This window comes from Micromonospora sp. WMMA2032, assembly GCF_002688545.1.
GTDB classification, from domain to species: Bacteria; Actinomycetota; Actinomycetes; order Mycobacteriales; family Micromonosporaceae; genus Micromonospora; species Micromonospora sediminicola.
This window is the reverse complement of the sequence record NZ_CP024052.1, coordinates 5,006,554-5,022,601: the sequence shown is the minus strand read 5'-3', so window position 1 is coordinate 5,022,601 and position 16,048 is coordinate 5,006,554. Positions and strand designations below refer to the sequence as shown.

Genomic DNA, 16,048 nt, shown 5'->3' with positions numbered 1-16,048 from the left:
TATGCCCGCGCCCGTGCCGCCACCCGGCGAGCGCCGGGCCGGGTCACCGCCGAGGTGAGTCGTCCGCGGCATCAGCTCCACAGGCGTCCGGCGGACGCCCCGCGCCACGCCGCGCCGCCACGCCGCCGTCACGCCACGCCGCCGTCACGCCACGCCACGCCGCCGCCGCGCCACCATCGCCGAACGTCCGCCCGCCCACGCGCCACGCCGCACGACCAGCACCGAACGTCCGCCCGCCCACGCGCCACGCCGCACGACCAGCACCGAACGTCCGCCCGCCCACGCGCCGCGCCGCACGACCGCCGCAGACCGCTCAGCCCAGCACGTCGGCGGCCAGCGCGCGGGCGTCGGCGACCGTCGCCGCCAACTCCAGCGGGGTACGCCCCACCGCGCCGAACAGCGCGTGCGCCCGGTCGGCGAAGTCCGGCGGCGCACCCGGCAACCGGCCGGCGGCAGTGATCATGCCCTTCTCGTTGACCAGCCACCGCCCCGCCCGGCCGTGCAACGCGTGCGCCAGCACCCCGACGACGCGGAACAGACACCCGGCGACGTAGCCGGCGTCGCCCCCGGCCGCCCCCTTCGCCGCGCCGTCGAGCAGCAGCCCGGTCTCCCAGCCGCCGGCCAGCAGCGCGGCGCCGAGCGCGGGCGGGTAGTCGACGGTCTCGGCCCGCAACGCGGTCAGCTCACCGGTCGGGTCGCCGAGCACCTGCCCGAGCGCCACCTCCCCCGCGTACGCGTGCGAGTAGAAGCCGAGCGGATGACCGGCCTGCACCTGCACCGTGTAGTGGCCGGCCCGGCAGTCCGCCCAGATCCGCCGCACGCGGTCCAGGTCCCGGTAGATCCAGTCCACCGCTGCCCCGCCGACGCGCAGCCAGCCGCCGCCGTCGACCCAGGGCCCCCAGTCACCGGGCGCGGTGAGGTCCACCGGGCCGTCGGCGACCGAGGCGGCCACCGCGCGCAGCGCGGCCAGGTCCGGCTCGCCCCGGTAGTAGAGCCCGAGGTCCCAGTCGGAGTCGGGCCGGTGGTCGCCGCGGGCCCGGCTGCCGCCGAGCGCCACCGCGACCACGCCGTCGACCGCGCACAGCCGGTCGACCAGTCCCTGGTCGATCATCCGACGTCCCAGACCGGTTCCGGCGTCTCGACCACGTCGCCGTCACCCCGGAACAGCACGAACCGGTCGAAGGTACGGGTGAACCAGCGGTCGTGGGTCACCGCGATCACCGTCCCCTCGAACGCGGTCAGCCCGGCCTCCAACGCCTCGGCGGAGGCCAGGTCGAGGTTGTCGGTCGGCTCGTCGAGCAGCAGCAGCGTGGCCCCGGACAGCTCCAGCAGCAGCACCAGGAACCGGGCCTGCTGGCCGCCGGAGAGCGTGCCGAACCGCTGGTCGCCCTGGCCGGCCAGCTCGTAGCGGGACAGCGCCCCCATGGCCGCGTGCCGGTCCATCCCGGCCCGGTGCTCGTCACCGCGCCACAGCACCTCGACCAGCGTCTTGTCCATCAACTCCGGCCGGTCGTGGGTCTGCGAGAAGTGCCCCGGCCGGACCCGCGCGCCGAGCCGGACCACGCCGCCGTGCGCGACCGGCGCGAGGGCGGCGGCGCCGTCGACAGGCGTGTTGCCCGGGTCCGGATCGGTGCCGCCGCGGGCCAGCAGCCGCAGGAAGTGCGACTTGCCGGTGCCGTTCGCGCCGAGCACCGCGACCCGGTCGCCGTACCAGAGTTCCAGGTCGAACGGGTACGTCAGGCCGTCCAGCTCCAGCTGCTCGGCGATCACCGCCCGCTTGCCGGTCCGCCCGCCGGTCAGCCGCATCCGGATGTCCTGGTCCTTCGGGGGTACGGGCGGCGGCCCGGCCTCCTCGAACTTGCGCAACCGGGTCTGCGCGGCCTGGTACCGCGAGGCCATTCCCGAGTTGTACGCGGCCTTCTGCTTGTACATCAACATCAGCTCGCGCAGCTTCTCGTGCTCCTCGTCCCAGCGCTTGCGCAGCTCGTCGAGGCGGTCGTGCCGGGCCACCCGCGCGGAGTGCCAGCTCGCGAAGCCACCCGGATGCACCCAGGCGCTGCCGCCCTCGACGGCCACCACCCGGTCGGCGGTCTGGGCCAGCAGCTCGCGGTCGTGCGAGACGTAGAGCACCGACTTGCCGGACTCGCGCAGTCGCGCCTCCAGCCACCGCTTGCCGGGCACGTCGAGGAAGTTGTCCGGCTCGTCGAGCAGCAGCACCTCGTCCGGGCCGCGCAGGAGCAGCTCCAGCGCGAAGCGTTTCTGCTGGCCGCCGGAGAGCGTCCGCACCGGCCGGTCCCGGGCGCTGTCCCAGGGCAGGTCCAGCACGACGGTGGCGACGGTGTCGAAGAGCACCTCGGCGTCGTACCCGCCGGTCTCGCCCCAGGCGGCCAGCGCGTCCGCGTACGCGAGCTGGGTCTTGGCGGCGGCGGAGCTGTACTTGCCGCGGACCTCGGCCGACCGCATGGCCGCCTCGGTCTCGGCGAGCCGCCGCCCGGCGTCGCGCAGCGCCGGCGGCGCCAGCGACAGGGCCAGGTCGGCGAGCGTCGACTCGTCGCCGATCATGCCGATGAACTGCCGCATCACGCCGAGCCCGCCGCTGCGGGCGATCGCGCCGGTGCGCACCGGCAGGTCACCGGCGACCATGCGCAGCAGCGTGGTCTTGCCGGCGCCGTTGGGCCCGACGAGCGCCACCTTGGCGCCCTCGCCGACCCGGAACGACACGTCGCCGAACAGCTCCCGGCCGTCCGGGAGGATGTGCCCGACCCCTGCCACGTCCACGTATCCCACGCGGGCATCCTGCCCGAGCGGGCCACGCGGGCGACACCCGATTACCGGGTGACCCGGAGCACCCGGTAGCCCTTCTGGCTGGCGTGCCGGTCGACCTGCCATCCCTGCTCGACCAGCCAGCGGTGCAGCGAGTCGCCGCCGAGGTGGCGGGCGACGACCAGCCACGCCACGCCGTCCGGGGTGAGCCGGGGCAGCCAGCGCAGCAGCAGGTCGTGCAGTTCCGCCTTGCCGATGTGGATCGGCGGGTTGGACCAGATCTGGGTGAAGGTGACGTCCGCCGGCATCTCGTCCGGGGCGACGGCGCGGACCCGGTCGGCGGCGTCGACCCGGGCCGCGTTGGTGGTGGTGAGGGCGCGGGCCCGCTCGTTGACGTCCACCGCCCAGACCGTGGCGGCCGGCGCGACGGTGGCCAGGACGCAGGTGATCGGGCCGAACCCGCACCCGATGTCGAGCAGCGGACCGGTCTCGCCGGCGGAGGGCAGTGCCGCCTTGCGCAGCAGCACCGCGGTGCCGGGGTCGAGCCGGTCGGCGGAGAAGACGCCGGCGGCCGAGGTGAGGGTGTAGTCGCGCCCGGCGACGGAGAACTCGACCTCGCGCGGGCGGGCCGGGGTCGTCGGTTCAGCGGTGAAGTAGTGGTCGCCGGTCACGTCCGGCATTGTCGCACCGGCCGGCAGCGGGCCCGGCGACGGTGCGGCGGGGAGCATCGGACGCCACTCCGCCAGAATTTCCCGATATTACCCCTGAAAGGGACAATCGGCCCTACTCTATCCCACATGGTGTACCGGTACGAGTCCGACGAGGACGCCTTCCTGGAGTACCCGAAGCCCGGGTCGGCCCCCACCGGGCCCGGAGCCGCGACGCCGCCGCCCGCGGGCCCGTCGCCCTCCCGCTTCCCCACCCCGTCGCTGCCACCGGCCCGGCCGGCCGGCGACGCCGCCCGCGCGCCCGCGCCCGCGCCGCCGGCGCCGACGCCGGGCCGCCCCGCGCCGCCCCGGGAGCCGTCCCCGGTGCCACAGCCCGCGCCGCCGGTCCCGCAGCCCGTGCCGGCCGCGACCGCCCGGCCGACCGTGCCGATCCCGGCCAGCCCGACCGCGCGTACCGGCGACGCGTGGGACCCGCCGCGGACCCGGCACACCGACCGCCGGCGCGGCGGCCGGGTCCTGCAGACGCTGATCGGCGGCGCCGCCGTGCTGCTCCTGCTCTCGCTGACCGGGCTGGCCGTCGCGGCGCTGCTCGACGAGCGGGTCACCACCCCACCGGCCGGCCAGCCGACGCCGCAGCCGACGGTCGAGCAGACCACCGCGCCCGCCGGGTCCGACCTGGACTCCCGGGACACCGACCAGGCGGCGCTGACCGCCAAGGAGGTCTTCCCGGCCAAGAGCCTGGTGATCACCGACGGCAAGCCGGCCTACCGGGTGCTCAAGACCCAGGCGAGCGCCAACTGCGCCTCCGCCGCCACCGGCGAGATCGCCGACCTGCTGGTCCGGCTCGGCTGCAACCAGGTGGTCCGGGGCACGCTCCGCTCCCCCGACGGCGACCACCTGGTCACCGCCGGCCTGTTCAACCTGACCGACGTGGCCAGCGCCCAGCGGGTGCGCGACCGGATCCGACCGCTGCTGGACGACCGGCAGGGCCGCTTCCGCGGCATGAAGGCGGGCGACGACACCGAGGCGGTGGAGAAGGCCGCCGCCCGGGTCGGCTGGCAGGTACGCGGCCACTACGTCGCCTACTGCCTCGTCACCCGCGCCGACGGGGAGCGCATCCCGACCGACGACACCACCGCCCGCGAGATCATGTACGACCTGATCGAGCTGCACCTGAACCGGAGCGTGCTGGACCGCCGGGCCGCCGGCGGGACGGCCGGCCAGCCCACCGACGGTCCGACCGAGGACAGCGCCGGACAACGCGGCTCGGACGACTGAACCCGGCCCGCCGACGGCCCGTCACCCCACGCGGGGTGGCGGGCCGTTCCGTGTCCGCTCAGCCCTCCGCGACGGGCACGCGCAGCCGGCGGGTGAGGTCGGCGCGGCGGGCGTACTCGGCGGGGTCGGTCGGGTAGCCGACCTCGACCAGCGCCAGGCCGTGTGCCGGCGCCACGGTCACCTCGCTGGACCGCTCCCGGCGGCTCAGCAGGCCGGCCGGCCACTCCACCGGCCGCCGCCCGTCCCCGGCGACCAGCATGGCGCCGACCAGGCTGCGCACCATGTTCTGGCAGAACGCGTCGGCCTGCACGGTGGCGACCAGGATCCCGTCCGGGTCGCGCCGCCAGTCCAGCCGGGTCACCTCGCGCAGCGTGGTGGCGTTCTCCTTGCGCCGGCAGTACGCGGCGAAGTCGTGCTCGCCGACCAGCCCGGTCGCGGCGGCGTTGAGCGCGGTCAGGTCCAGCGGCTTCGGCCAGGCCAGGGTGTCCCGGCGGCGCAGCGGCTCGGCGCCCCAGGGCGCGTCGGTGACCCGGTACTCGTAGCGCCGGTAGGTGGCCGAGAACCGGGCGTCGAAGTCGGCGGGGACCTCGGTCATCGCGCGGACCCGGGCGTCCGGCGGGAGGAGGCGGGCCAACCGGCGCAGCAGCCGCCCGTCGTGCTCGCGCCACACCTCGGTGGGCAGGTCCAGGTGGCAGACCTGCCCGGTGGCGTGCACCCCGGCGTCGGTGCGCCCGGCCACGGTCAGGCCGGTCGCGGTGCCCGCGCCGAGCACCAGGTCCAGGGCCTCCATGAGCACCCCGGCGACCGTGCGCCGGGTGGGCTGGGGCGCCCAGCCGGAGAAGTCCGTGCCGTCGTACGAGACGTCCAGCCGCAGCCGGGTCCGCTCGCTCACCTCGTACCTCCGTTGACGGCGTCGGGCCCGGCACCCCACGAGGGGGTGCCGGGCCCGACGATGCTGCCTGCGATCAGGCCTTGTCGTTCTCGGTGGCCTCGTCGCTGTCCTCACGGGCGGCGGCGGTGTCGCCGGACGCGGAGACCGGAGCCTCGGCGTCCTGGTCACCGGCGCTGGACTTCGGGGCCTCCTCGGCCGGGGCCAGGGCCTCGACCTTGTCCTGCTGGGCGGCCTTGCGGGCGGCGGTCTTCTTGTTCGCCTTCGGCTCGGCGACCTGAAGCTCCTCCACCAGCTCGATGATCGCCATCGGAGCGGCGTCACCCTTGCGCGGGCCGGTCTTCACGATCCGGGTGTAGCCACCGTTGCGGTTGGCGTACCGGGGCGCGATCTGGTCGAACAGGGAGTAGACCACGTCCTTGTCCTTGACGACGCCCAGCACCCGCCGACGCGAGGCGAGGTCGCCGCGCTTGGCCTTGGTGATGAGCTGCTCGGCCAGCGGACGCAGCCGCCGGGCCTTCGTCTCGGTGGTCTGGATCTTGCCGTGCTGGAACAGCGCGGTGGCCAGGTTGGCCAGCATCAGCCGCTCGTGCGCGGGGCTGCCGCCGAGGCGGGGGCCCTTGGTGGGCGTGGGCATGCTTGGTGCTCCTCAGGTGTGGCGGCAGCGCGGACTAGAGCTGCTCGGTCTCGCGGTAGTCGTCGGTGTCGTAGTCGGCCTCGCCGAAGGCGTCCACGACGTGCGCCGGGTCGAAGTTCGGAGCCGAGTCCTTCAGCCCCAGGCCCATCCCGGCGAGCTTCATCTTGACCTCGTCGATCGACTTCTGACCGAAGTTGCGGATGTCGAGAAGGTCGGCCTCGGTACGCCCGATCAGCTCACCAACGGAGTTGATGCCCTCGCGCTTGAGGCAGTTGTAGGAGCGGACGGTGAGGTCCAGCTCCTCGATCGGCAGAGCCAGGTCCGCCGCCAGCTGGGCGTCCTGCGGGGACGGCCCGATGTCGATGCCCTCGGCGGTCTCGTCCAGCTCGCGGGCGAGCCCGAACAGCTCCACCAGCGTCGAGCCGGCCGAGGCCAGCGCGGTTCGCGGGCCCATCGACGGCTTGGTCTCGACGTCGATGATCAGCCGGTCGAAGTCGGTCCGCTGCTCGACCCGGGTCGCCTCGACGCGGTACGTCACCTTGAGCACCGGCGAGTAGATCGAGTCGACCGGGATCCGGCCGATCTCGGCGCCCGCCTGCTTGTTCTGCGCCGCGGTGACGTAGCCCCGACCCCGCTCGACGGTCAGCTCCATGTCGAGCCGGCCCTTGCCGTTGAGGGTGGCGAGCTTCAGGTCCGGGTTGTGCACCGAGACACCGGCCGGGGGCTGGATGTCACCGGCGGTCACGTCGCCCGGGCCCTGCTTGCGCAGGTACATGCTGACCGGCTCGTCGTGCTCGGAGCTGACGCACAGCTCCTTGATGTTCATGACGAGCTCGACCACGTCCTCCTTGACCCCGGGGATCGTGGTGAACTCGTGCAGCACACCGTCGATCTTGATCGAGGTGACCGCCGCGCCCGGGATGGACGACAGCAGCGTGCGCCGCAGCGAGTTGCCCAGCGTGTAGCCGAAGCCGGGCTCCAGCGGCTCGATGGTGAACCGGGAGCGGGTCTCGTTGATCGACTCTTCGGAGAGAGACGGTCGCTGGCTGATGAGCATCTTTTCTCTTCTCTTCCGGGGCGCCCGCTATTTGACGCCCACGACACAACTGTTCCGGTGGCCCGCCCCGGAGGGCGGGCCACCGCAGCGAGCCCTTACTTGGAGTAGAGCTCGACGATCAGCTGCTCCTGGACCTGGGTGTCGATCACCTGACGGGCCGGGAGCGAGTGCACGAGGACCTTCATCTGGCTGGGGATGGCCTCGAGCCACGCCGGAACGGTCTTGGAGCCGGCCTCGGCCTGCGCGACGATGAACGGGGTGAGCTCCTTGCTCTTGCCCCGGACCTCGATGATGTCGTGCTCCTTGACGCGGTACGACGGGATGTCGACCTTCTTGCCGTTCACCATGAAGTGACCGTGCTTGACCAGCTGACGGGCCATGTCCCGGGACTTGGCGTAGCCGGCCCGGTAGACCACGTTGTCGAGCCGCGACTCGAGGATCTGAAGGAGGACCTCACCGGTCTTCGCCTTCTTGCCCACGGCCTCTTCGTAGTAGCCGCGGAACTGCTTCTCGAGCACGCCGTAGACCCGACGGGCCTTCTGCTTCTCACGGAGCTGGAGCAGGTACTCCGTCTCCTTGGTCCGACCGCGGCCGTGCTGCCCGGGCGGGAACGGCCGGGACTCGAACGGGCACTTCGGACCATCGCACTTGCTGCCCTTGAGGAACAGCTTCATCTTCTCCCGCCGGCAACGGCGGCAGTCAGCACCGGTGTAACGAGCCATCTCTCTCTAACCTCTCAGACCCGGCGACGCTTCGGCGGACGGCACCCGTTGTGCGGCTGCGGGGTGACGTCGGAGATCTGCCCGACCTCCAGCCCAGCGGCCTGCAGCGAACGGATGGCGGTCTCCCGGCCGGAGCCGGGGCCCTTGACGAACACGTCGACCTTGCGCATGCCGTGCTCCATGGCCCGACGCGCGGCGGCCTCGGCGGCCAGCTGCGCGGCGAACGGGGTCGACTTGCGGGAGCCCTTGAAGCCCACCTGGCCGGACGAGGCCCAGGAGATGACCGCACCGGTCGGGTCCGTGATGGACACGATGGTGTTGTTGAAGGTGCTCTTGATGTGCGCCTGCCCGTGGGCGACGTTCTTGCGTTCCTTGCGCCGGACCTTCTTGACGGCGGCTCCGGCACGAGCCTTCGGTGGCATAAGTCTGTGCGCTCCTAGTTACTTCTTGCCGGGCTTCTTCTTGCCGGCCACGGTCCGCTTCGGGCCCTTCCGGGTCCGCGCGTTGGTCTTGGTGCGCTGACCACGCACGGGCAGACCGCGGCGGTGCCGGATACCGGCGTAGCAGCCGATCTCGACCTTGCGGCGGATGTCAGCGGCGACCTCGCGGCGCAGGTCGCCTTCAACCTTGTAGTTGCCCTCGATGTGGTTCCGGAGCTCGACGAGCTCCTCGTCCGTGAGGTCGCGAACGCGCTTGTCCGGCGAGATGCCGGTCGCGGCGAGCGTCTCCAGGGCGCGGGTGCGACCGACCCCGAAGATGTAGGTGAGCGCGATCTCCATCCGCTTCTCGCGGGGGAGATCCACGCCGACTAGACGTGCCATGTGCGGGCGTACTCCTCATGATTGTGGCGGAGGTGTGGACCCGTCCCACCCCGCTGCCCGAGCGGGCCCCGGCCTCCGACCGGGGGTCAACCACGAGAGGTACGCGCTGCGCACCGTCCGCGGCTGGGACGAGCTGGTGATGTGTGGGGCGTCAGCCCTGGCGCTGCTTGTGGCGCGGGTCGGTGCAGATGACCATGACCCGGCCGTGCCGGCGGATCACCCGGCACTTGTTGCAGATCCTCTTGACGCTCGGCTTGACCTTCACGGTTGCCTTACTTCCCATCTGGCCCGGAGACGCGACGGAGCGCGACCCGGACGTCGAAGACGGACACGGGGACGTCCCGGCCGTCGTCAGGCTTACTTGTAGCGGTAGACGATGCGCCCGCGGGTCAGGTCGTACGGCGACAGTTCGACGACGACCCGGTCCTCCGGCAGGATGCGGATGTAGTGCTGCCGCATCTTGCCGCTGATGTGAGCCAGCACCTTGTGGCCGTTCGCGAGCTCCACCCGGAACATGGCGTTCGGCAGGGGCTCGATGACCCGACCCTCGATCTCGATGGCTCCGTCTTTTTTCGGCATGTACTCCGCTGTCCTGACGTCGGTTACTCCGGACGGCCCACAACGTCTTACACGGGTGAACTGACCAAGATCAGGTCACCCGCGCCAGCCGCGGCTCCGACTCCCACCGAAGCGCAGGGTGGGCATGGCGGAGTGGACGCTGTGCGCCGATCTGAAAGTGTACGCCCGCACGCGCACCGTCGCCAAACCGGCCGGCCGTCCGATCCCCCCGACGGGGAATTTCCGGCGCGGCTGTGACCAGCGGCACAGCTCCCGCCGCCTCAGCGGTGGCGGTCGCCTCGCTTCCGACCGTGGTCGACGCCGATCAGCCCGACCGACTGCATCAGCACCAGGCCGCCCCACGGCCCCAGCACCCAGAGCGGCCAGACACCGGCGGTGTGGCCGGTGGCGATCACGCTGATCAGCCAGATCGGCAGCAGCAGCGCGGCCACCCGCAGCCAGGGCATCCAGAGGCCGAGCAGCCGCGAGCGGGTGTCCGGCGCGGCCGGCGTCCCGGCCCCGGCGGCCGGCTCGCCGCCCGGGACGGCCGCTGCGGGCGCGGGCGGCGCCGGCGCGAGTGGTGGCGTCGCGGGCGGTGGCGTCGGGGTGGCGGGCACCACGGCGGACCGCTCGGCCGGCGCCGGGCCCGGCAGGTCGGCCACCACCTCGTCCAGGTCGGCGTAGGTGCGGGCGCCGTACGCGCGGGCCAGCCGCTCGTCGTACTCGTGCAGGCCGAGCCGGCCCTCCTCCAGCGCCACCCGGAGCCGTTCCGCCGTGGCCTCCCGGTCACGGTCGGCCGCCCGCATCTCCCGCTGCCCGTCCATGACGGCAAGGATGCCACCGGCCCGCCACCGGACGGAAACCCGCCACCCGGCCCGCGCCCCAACCGCGCCCGCCGGCCTCCTCGACGCCCGCCACGTAGCGTGACCCGGCTGGCAGGGAGGCAACCCCGCGCCGATATACCGCCTGGTCATAATTATGACCAGGCGATATATCGGTTGAAGTGACGAACCGCCAGTCGGGATCGCCGTGGCCCCCGCCGTCCCTGCAGAATGCCGGACGGTCGCCGGGACGCCGCGACGCCCGGGCGCCGGGACGCCGGTCGCCAGGCCCGGCCGAACACCGCGCCCGCCGAGTGGTCGAGCCTGACAGAACACCGCGCCGTCCGGCCGTCGAGCCGTAGCCCGACAGGACACCGCGACCGTCCCGGCCGCCAAACCCGGCGGAACACCGGGGGCGGCTGACGCCGCGAGGGTGAGCGGCGGGCCGGCCGGACGGGTCAGCGGGCCGGGGAGTCCGCGGGCTGGCGGGCGGTGACCAGGTCGCCGAGGCGGGCCCGGCCGCCGTCCTCGGCGGTCAGCACCCAGACGCCGTCGTCCAGCAGCGCCATCGAGTGCTCGACGTGTACCGCCATCGAGCGGTCGCGCGTCACCACGGTCCAGCCGTCGGACAGTTCGACCGTGCGCGGAGAGCCCATCGTGATCATCGGCTCGATGGCGAGCGCCAGGCCGGGAACCAGGCGCGGCCCCTTGCCGGGGCGGCCGTGGTTCAGCACGTGCGGGTCCTGGTGCATCTCGGTGCCGATGCCGTGGCCGCCGTAGCCGTCGACGATCCCGTACCGGCCGCCCTTGCGGACCGCGCTCTCCACCGCGTGGGAGATGTCGGTGAGCCGGCCCTTGCCGGAGGCCGCGCCCCGGGCGGCGGTGGCGATGCCGGCCCACATCGCGTCCTCGGCCACCTCGGCCATCCGCAGCAGTGCCGGGTCGACCTCCCCCACCGCCACCGTGACGGCCGCGTCGCCGTGCCAGCCGTCGAGCACCGCGCCGCAGTCGATCGAGATCAGGTCACCCTCGCGCAGCACCTGCTGGGCCGACGGGATGGCGTGCACCACCTGCTCGTTGACCGAGGAGCAGATCGACGCCGGGAACCCGTGGTAGCCCTTGAACGACGGGACCGCGCCCGCCTCCCGGATGGTGGCCTCGGCGATCGCGTCGAGGTCGGCCGTCGTCACGCCGGGGGCGACCGCCTCACGCATCCGGCGCAGGGCACGGGCGACCACCAGACCGGCGGCCCGCATCAGCTCGATCTGCTCGGGGGTCTTCAGCTGGATGTCCAGCTGGGGACGGCGCATGGCGGTCTAACCTTTCGTCGCGCGTACGCGGAACAGCGGGGCACGTCGCGCGTACCCCGCCGTTCGCACTCTATCCGCCGGACGGCGGTGGGTCGTCAGCCGCCGTAGGAGCGCAGCGCGTCGATGGCCCGGACGGTGACGTCCTCCACCGGCCCGGTCGCGTCGATGCCGACCAGCTTGCCCTGGGCGCCGTAGTAGTCCACCAGCGGCGCGGTCTTCTCGGCGTACTCCCGCAGCCGCGCCGCGATGGTCTCCGGCTTGTCGTCGTCCCGCTGGAACAGCTCCGCGCCGCAGCGGTCGCAGATGCCCTCGCGGGTGGTCGCGTCGAACTCGACGTGCCAGATCTTGCCGCAGCCCCGGCAGGTGCGCCGGCCGGACAGCCGCCGGATCACCTCGTCGTCGTCGACGACCAGCTCCAGCACCAGGTCCAGCGCGGAGCCCAGGTCGGCGAGGAGCTTGTCCAGCTCGGCGGCCTGCGGCGTGGTGCGCGGGAAACCGTCGAGCAGGAAGCCCTCGCCGGCGTCCGGCTCGGCGAGCCGGTCGCGCACCATGTTGATGGTGACGTCGTCCGGGACCAGCTTGCCGGCGTCCATGTACCGCTTGGCCTCGACACCCAGGGGCGTGCCCTGGGTGACGTTGGCCCGGAAGATGTCACCGGTCGAGATCTTCGGCACCGAGAGGTGGGCGGCGATGAACTCCGCCTGTGTGCCCTTGCCCGCGCCCGGCGGGCCAACCAGAACGAGTCGCATCTACCGCAGGAACCCTTCGTAGTTCCGCTGCATGAGTTGGCTCTCGATCTGCTTCACGGTCTCCAGACCGACGCCGACCATGATGAGCACAGCGGTGCCGCCGAACGGGAAGTTCTGGAACTGCTGGTTGTCCAGCCAGATGAAGAAGAAGTTCGGCAGGATCGCGATGATGCCCAGGTAGAGCGCACCCGGCAGGGTGATCCGGCTGAGGATGAAGTCGAGGTACTCGGCGGTCGGCTTGCCGGGGCGGATGCCCGGCACGAAGCCGCCGTACTTCTTCATGTTGTCCGCGACCTCGGTCGGGTTGAACGTGATGGACACGTAGAAGTAGGTGAAGAAGATGATCAGCAGGAAGTAGATCGCGATGTGCTCCGGCGCGCTCGCCTTCACGATGTGGTTCTGGATCCACGCCTGGACCTTGCCCGGGTCGTTCGGATCGAAGAACTGGAGCGCGAGCTGCGGCAGGTAGAGCAGCGACGAGGCGAAGATGACCGGGATGACGCCGGCCTGGTTCACCTTGAGCGGGATGTAGGTCGAGGTGCCGCCGTACATCCGCCGGCCGATCATGCGCTTGGCGTACTGCACCGGGATCCGGCGCTGCGCCTGCTCGATGAAGGTCACCGCGGTGATGACCAGGAGCACCAGGGCGATGACGAGGAGGAACATCCCCCAGCCCTTGGTGGTCTTGATCTTCCAGCCCTCGCTGGGGAGGCGGGCCGCGATCGAGGTGAAGATCAGCACGGACATGCCGTTGCCGACGCCGCGGTCGGTGATCAGCTCACCGAGCCACATCACCACGCCGGTGCCGGCGGTCATCGTCATGACCAGGATGGTCAGCGTCAGCCAGTCCGGGATGCCGGTGCCCTTGGGCACGATCGGGAACTGGTCGCACTGGTTGTTGAACAGCTGCCCGGAGCGGGCCAGCGCCACGAACGCCGAGGACTGGAGGATGCCCAGGCCCAGCGTCAGGTAGCGGGTGTACTGGGTGATCTTCGCCTGGCCGGCCTGGCCCTCCTTGCGGAGCTGCTCCAGCCGCGGGATCACCACCGTCAGCAGCTGCAGGATGATCGACGCGGTGATGTAGGGCATGATGCCCAGCGCGAAGACCGAGAGCTGGAGCAGCGCGCCGCCGGAGAAGAGATCCAGCAGGTTGAGCACGCCGGTGCTGCCCTGGATGGTGTCGAGGCACTTCTGCACGTTGCCGTACGAGACGCCCGGGCTGGGCAGCGTGGCGCCCAGCCGGTAGACCGCGATGATGCCTACTGTGAACAGCAGCTTCTTGCGCAGGTCAGGCGTACGGAACGCACTGAGAAAGGCGGACAGCAACTTCTTCCTCCTGCGCGACGCGGGCCGCCGGTGACGATCCCTGGCGGGGCGGGGTGGGTGCCGGGCGGAGCGCCCGATATCCATGGCTGGGAACGGACTCTAACAGCCCGGTCCCGGTCCGGGCAGATGTGCCCGGCTACATAAAACGAATCCGATGTTACCCGGCGCACACGTCGCCGGTAGACCATGGCGCCCGCCCAGTTGTGAACAACTGAGCGGGCGCCACGAACATGCCTTACAGCTCGGTGACCGAGCCACCGGCCGCGGTGATCTTCTCCTTGGCCGACGCGCTGAACGCGTGCGCCGTCACCTGGAGGGACACACCGCCGAGGTCGCCGGTGCCGAGCACCTTGACCGGGTGGCCCTTGCGGACCGCACCGGCCTCGACCAGCTCGACCGGGCCGACCTGGCCGCCGTTCGGGAAGAGCTCGGCGAGCCGGTCCAGGTTGACCACCTGGAACACGACCTTGAACTTGTTCTTGAAGCCCTTCATCTTCGGCAGGCGCATGTGGATGGGCATCTGCCCACCCTCGAACGCCGCCGAGATGTTCTTGCGGGCCTTCGAACCCTTGGTACCGCGGCCGGCGGTCTTGCCCTTCGAGCCCTCACCGCGACCCACACGGGTCTTGTCGGTCTTGGCACCCGGAGCCGGACGCAGGTGGTGCACCTTGATCGTCATTACTCGACCTCCTCGACCTTCACGAGGTGGTTGACCGTGAAGATCATGCCGCGGATCTCCGGCCGGTCCTCCTTGACCACCACGTCGTTGATCCGCTTGAGACCGAGGGAACGCAGCGAGTCACGCTGGTTCTTCTTGGTCCCGATCTCGGACCGGACCTGGGTGACCTTCAGGCGTGCCATCAGGACGCCACCCCCGCCCGCGACGCCAGCATGGCGGCCGGCGCGACGTCCTCGACCGGCAGACCACGACGCGCCGCGACCTGCTCGGGGGACTCGAGCCCCTTCAGGGCCGCCACGGTGGCGTGCACGATGTTGATCGGGTTCGACGAGCCGAGGCTCTTGGAGAGCACGTCGTGGATGCCCGCGCACTCCAGCACGGCGCGCACCGGACCGCCGGCGATGACACCCGTACCGGCCGAGGCCGGCTTGAGCAGCACCACACCGGCCGCGTCCTCACCCGTCACCGGGTGCGGGATCGACTGACCGATCCGCGGCACCTTGAAGAAGTGCTTCTTGGCCTCCTCGACACCCTTGGCGATCGCCGCGGGCACCTCCTTGGCCTTTCCGTAGCCCACACCGACGGTGCCGTCGCCGTCGCCCACGATCACCAGGGCGGTGAAGCTGAAGCGACGACCACCCTTCACGACCTTGGCGACGCGGTTGATCGCGACGACCCGCTCGAGGTGCGGGGTCTTCTCGACGGGCGCGTTTCCGCGGCCGCCCTCACGGCGGTTGTCGCGGCGACCACCCTCGTTGCCACCGGACCCGCCGCCACGGCGCTGTTGACCTGGCATCAGCAGCCTTCCTTCTCTCTCGTGACGGGGTTTCTAGAACTCGAGCCCGGCTTCGCGGGCGGCGTCGGCAAGCGCGGCGACCCGCCCCGCGTACCGGTTGCCACCGCGGTCGAAGACGACCTTCGAGACGCCGGCGGCCTTGGCGCGCTCGGCGAGCAGGGCGCCGACCTTGCCGGCCAGGGCGCTCTTGTCGCCCTCGGCGCCGCGCAGCGAGGCGTCCATGGTCGAGGCCGACGCCAGGGTGTGACCCTTGGTGTCGTCGACGACCTGGGCGACCATGTGCCGCAGGGAGCGGGTGACGACCAGGCGGGGACGCTCGGCCGTGCCGTTGACGTTCTTGCGGACCCGGAAGTGCCGACGCGCACGCCCGACGGCACGCTTGGCGGCGACGCCGCGGCGGCGCTTGAGCAGCGTGGCGCTCACTTCTTACCTGCCTTTCCAGCCTTGCGGCGGATGACCTCGCCCTGGTACTTCACGCCCTTGCCCTTGTAGGGCTCCGGCGGGCGGATCTTCCGGATGTTGGCGGCGACCTCGCCGACCTGCTGCTTGTCGATGCCGGCCACGTGGAACAGCGTCGGCCGCTCCACCGTGAACGTGATGCCGTCCGGCGCCGGCACGAGCACCGGGTGCGAGAACCCGAGCGCGAACTCCAGGTCCTTGCCCTTGGCGGTCACGCGGTAACCGGTACCGGCGATCTCCAGGCTCTTGCGGTAGCCCTCGGTCACGCCGACGATCATGTTGGCCACCAGCGTACGGCTCAGGCCGTGCAGCTCCTTGGCCTTGCGCTCGTCGTTGGGCCGGTTGACGTGCAGCGCGCCGTCCTCGCCCCGCTCCGCCGTGATCGGCTCGGCCAGCACGTGGCTCAGCTCGCCCTTGGGGCCCTTGACCTTGACGGTCTGGCCGTCGATCGTGATGTCGACGCCGGATGGCACCGGGATCGACTTACGTCCAATACGCGACATTTCTACCTGTCT

Annotated in this window: 21 protein-coding genes; 1 reads left to right on the top strand and 20 read right to left on the bottom strand. The window is 71.8% G+C overall.

The annotated features are described in order from the left end of the window. Window positions 1–313: 313 nt before the first annotated feature. From CO540_RS23375 to CO540_RS23365, 3 genes are read right to left on the bottom strand one after another with little or no spacing between them, the layout of a single operon-like run. Entirely contained in the window at window positions 314–1,111 is a 798-nt protein-coding gene (locus CO540_RS23375; protein ID WP_099163638.1) for a nucleotidyltransferase domain-containing protein, read from the bottom strand. Next, window positions 1,108–2,787 (bottom strand): ABC-F family ATP-binding cassette domain-containing protein, encoded by a 1,680-nt coding sequence (locus tag CO540_RS23370; protein ID WP_099163637.1) that lies wholly within the window; start codon window positions 2,785–2,787, stop codon window positions 1,108–1,110. Before CO540_RS23370 ends, CO540_RS23375 begins: the two co-directional genes overlap by 4 nt. Before the next feature lie 41 nt (window positions 2,788–2,828). Further along, a complete protein-coding gene (locus tag CO540_RS23365; protein ID WP_099164906.1) occupies window positions 2,829–3,434 on the bottom strand; it encodes a class I SAM-dependent methyltransferase in 606 nt (201 codons plus the stop codon). 126 nt (window positions 3,435–3,560) lie between these two features. On the opposite strand from CO540_RS23365, the gene CO540_RS23360 reads away from it, so the two are divergent. Beyond that, on the top strand, window positions 3,561–4,709 hold the full coding sequence (locus CO540_RS23360; protein ID WP_253866158.1) for a hypothetical protein: 1,149 nt from the start codon (window positions 3,561–3,563) through the stop codon (window positions 4,707–4,709). A gap of 58 nt (window positions 4,710–4,767) precedes the next feature. On the opposite strand, the gene truA is transcribed toward CO540_RS23360, so the two are convergent. From truA to rplF, 17 genes are all read right to left on the bottom strand, one after another. Further along, window positions 4,768–5,601, bottom strand: coding sequence for a tRNA pseudouridine(38-40) synthase TruA (gene truA, locus CO540_RS23355; protein WP_099163636.1), 834 nt, complete (start codon window positions 5,599–5,601; stop codon window positions 4,768–4,770). Window positions 5,602–5,674: 73 nt separating this feature from the next. Next, a complete protein-coding gene (rplQ, locus tag CO540_RS23350) occupies window positions 5,675–6,235 on the bottom strand; it encodes a 50S ribosomal protein L17 (RefSeq protein WP_091570109.1) in 561 nt (186 codons plus the stop codon). 34 nt (window positions 6,236–6,269) lie between these two features. After that, a complete protein-coding gene (locus CO540_RS23345) occupies window positions 6,270–7,292 on the bottom strand; it encodes a DNA-directed RNA polymerase subunit alpha (RefSeq protein WP_007073009.1) in 1,023 nt (340 codons plus the stop codon). A gap of 95 nt (window positions 7,293–7,387) precedes the next feature. Beyond that, window positions 7,388–8,014, bottom strand: a complete 627-nt coding sequence (gene rpsD, locus CO540_RS23340) for a 30S ribosomal protein S4 (protein WP_091570104.1) — start codon at window positions 8,012–8,014, stop codon at window positions 7,388–7,390. Window positions 8,015–8,028: 14 nt separating this feature from the next. Beyond that, window positions 8,029–8,436 (bottom strand): 30S ribosomal protein S11, encoded by a 408-nt coding sequence (rpsK, locus tag CO540_RS23335; RefSeq protein WP_014440747.1) that lies wholly within the window; start codon window positions 8,434–8,436, stop codon window positions 8,029–8,031. Window positions 8,437–8,454: 18 nt separating this feature from the next. After that, window positions 8,455–8,835: a 30S ribosomal protein S13 gene (gene rpsM, locus CO540_RS23330; RefSeq protein WP_013288614.1), complete on the bottom strand. Its 381-nt coding sequence runs from the start codon at window positions 8,833–8,835 to the stop codon at window positions 8,455–8,457. A gap of 151 nt (window positions 8,836–8,986) precedes the next feature. Further along, window positions 8,987–9,100 carry a 50S ribosomal protein L36 gene (rpmJ, locus tag CO540_RS23325; protein WP_012184307.1) on the bottom strand — a complete coding sequence of 38 codons (114 nt, stop codon included), beginning with the start codon at window positions 9,098–9,100 and terminating at the stop codon, window positions 8,987–8,989. A 92-nt stretch (window positions 9,101–9,192) separates the two neighbouring features. Continuing rightward, the gene (gene infA, locus CO540_RS23320; protein WP_007073013.1) at window positions 9,193–9,414 is read right to left on the bottom strand and encodes a translation initiation factor IF-1; all 222 of its coding nucleotides are present in this window, start codon (window positions 9,412–9,414) and stop codon (window positions 9,193–9,195) included. A 260-nt stretch (window positions 9,415–9,674) separates the two neighbouring features. Next, window positions 9,675–10,217, bottom strand: a complete 543-nt coding sequence (locus CO540_RS23315) for a DUF1707 domain-containing protein (RefSeq protein ID WP_253866156.1) — start codon at window positions 10,215–10,217, stop codon at window positions 9,675–9,677. A 455-nt stretch (window positions 10,218–10,672) separates the two neighbouring features. Next, window positions 10,673–11,524 carry a type I methionyl aminopeptidase gene (map, locus tag CO540_RS23310; RefSeq protein ID WP_099163635.1) on the bottom strand — a complete coding sequence of 284 codons (852 nt, stop codon included), beginning with the start codon at window positions 11,522–11,524 and terminating at the stop codon, window positions 10,673–10,675. A gap of 95 nt (window positions 11,525–11,619) precedes the next feature. Beyond that, window positions 11,620–12,273 (bottom strand): adenylate kinase, encoded by a 654-nt coding sequence (locus tag CO540_RS23305; protein ID WP_091570097.1) that lies wholly within the window; start codon window positions 12,271–12,273, stop codon window positions 11,620–11,622. Further along, window positions 12,274–13,599 (bottom strand): preprotein translocase subunit SecY, encoded by a 1,326-nt coding sequence (gene secY / locus CO540_RS23300; protein ID WP_091570092.1) that lies wholly within the window; start codon window positions 13,597–13,599, stop codon window positions 12,274–12,276. It abuts the gene before it with no gap. A 235-nt stretch (window positions 13,600–13,834) separates the two neighbouring features. Beyond that, complete coding sequence (gene rplO, locus CO540_RS23295) at window positions 13,835–14,278, bottom strand: 50S ribosomal protein L15 (protein ID WP_099163634.1); 444 nt, start codon at window positions 14,276–14,278, stop codon at window positions 13,835–13,837. Beyond that, window positions 14,278–14,460 (bottom strand): 50S ribosomal protein L30, encoded by a 183-nt coding sequence (gene rpmD, locus CO540_RS23290; protein WP_013473693.1) that lies wholly within the window; start codon window positions 14,458–14,460, stop codon window positions 14,278–14,280. Before rpmD ends, rplO begins: the two co-directional genes overlap by 1 nt. Next, window positions 14,460–15,074 (bottom strand): 30S ribosomal protein S5, encoded by a 615-nt coding sequence (rpsE, locus tag CO540_RS23285; RefSeq protein ID WP_013288621.1) that lies wholly within the window; start codon window positions 15,072–15,074, stop codon window positions 14,460–14,462. The genes rpmD and rpsE overlap by 1 nt, the downstream gene beginning before the upstream one ends. A 33-nt stretch (window positions 15,075–15,107) precedes the next feature. Then, on the bottom strand, window positions 15,108–15,497 hold the full coding sequence (rplR, locus tag CO540_RS23280) for a 50S ribosomal protein L18 (protein ID WP_091570085.1): 390 nt from the start codon (window positions 15,495–15,497) through the stop codon (window positions 15,108–15,110). Further along, window positions 15,494–16,036, bottom strand: coding sequence for a 50S ribosomal protein L6 (gene rplF, locus CO540_RS23275; protein ID WP_098747838.1), 543 nt, complete (start codon window positions 16,034–16,036; stop codon window positions 15,494–15,496). The genes rplR and rplF overlap by 4 nt, the downstream gene beginning before the upstream one ends. Between the last annotated feature and the right edge of the window lie 12 nt (window positions 16,037–16,048).

Bases quoted from the DNA above. Each gene is read 5' to 3' on its own strand.
- CO540_RS23375 (WP_099163638.1), bottom strand. From the start codon at position 1,111: ATGATCGACCAGGGACTGGTCGACCGGCTGTGCGCGGTCGACGGCGTG.
- CO540_RS23360 (WP_253866158.1), top strand. From the start codon at position 3,561: ATGGTGTACCGGTACGAGTCCGACGAGGACGCCTTCCTGGAGTACCCG.
- rplQ (WP_091570109.1), bottom strand. From the start codon at position 6,235: ATGCCCACGCCCACCAAGGGCCCCCGCCTCGGCGGCAGCCCCGCGCAC.
- CO540_RS23345 (WP_007073009.1), bottom strand. From the start codon at position 7,292: ATGCTCATCAGCCAGCGACCGTCTCTCTCCGAAGAGTCGATCAACGAG.
- rpsD (WP_091570104.1), bottom strand. From the start codon at position 8,014: ATGGCTCGTTACACCGGTGCTGACTGCCGCCGTTGCCGGCGGGAGAAG.
- rpsK (WP_014440747.1), bottom strand. From the start codon at position 8,436: ATGCCACCGAAGGCTCGTGCCGGAGCCGCCGTCAAGAAGGTCCGGCGC.
- rpsM (WP_013288614.1), bottom strand. From the start codon at position 8,835: ATGGCACGTCTAGTCGGCGTGGATCTCCCCCGCGAGAAGCGGATGGAG.
- infA (WP_007073013.1), bottom strand. From the start codon at position 9,414: ATGCCGAAAAAAGACGGAGCCATCGAGATCGAGGGTCGGGTCATCGAG.
- CO540_RS23315 (WP_253866156.1), bottom strand. From the start codon at position 10,217: ATGGACGGGCAGCGGGAGATGCGGGCGGCCGACCGTGACCGGGAGGCC.
- map (WP_099163635.1), bottom strand. From the start codon at position 11,524: ATGCGCCGTCCCCAGCTGGACATCCAGCTGAAGACCCCCGAGCAGATC.
- CO540_RS23305 (WP_091570097.1), bottom strand. From the start codon at position 12,273: ATGCGACTCGTTCTGGTTGGCCCGCCGGGCGCGGGCAAGGGCACACAG.
- rplO (WP_099163634.1), bottom strand. From the start codon at position 14,278: ATGACGATCAAGGTGCACCACCTGCGTCCGGCTCCGGGTGCCAAGACC.
- rpmD (WP_013473693.1), bottom strand. From the start codon at position 14,460: ATGGCACGCCTGAAGGTCACCCAGGTCCGGTCCGAGATCGGGACCAAG.
- rpsE (WP_013288621.1), bottom strand. From the start codon at position 15,074: ATGCCAGGTCAACAGCGCCGTGGCGGCGGGTCCGGTGGCAACGAGGGT.
- rplF (WP_098747838.1), bottom strand. From the start codon at position 16,036: ATGTCGCGTATTGGACGTAAGTCGATCCCGGTGCCATCCGGCGTCGAC.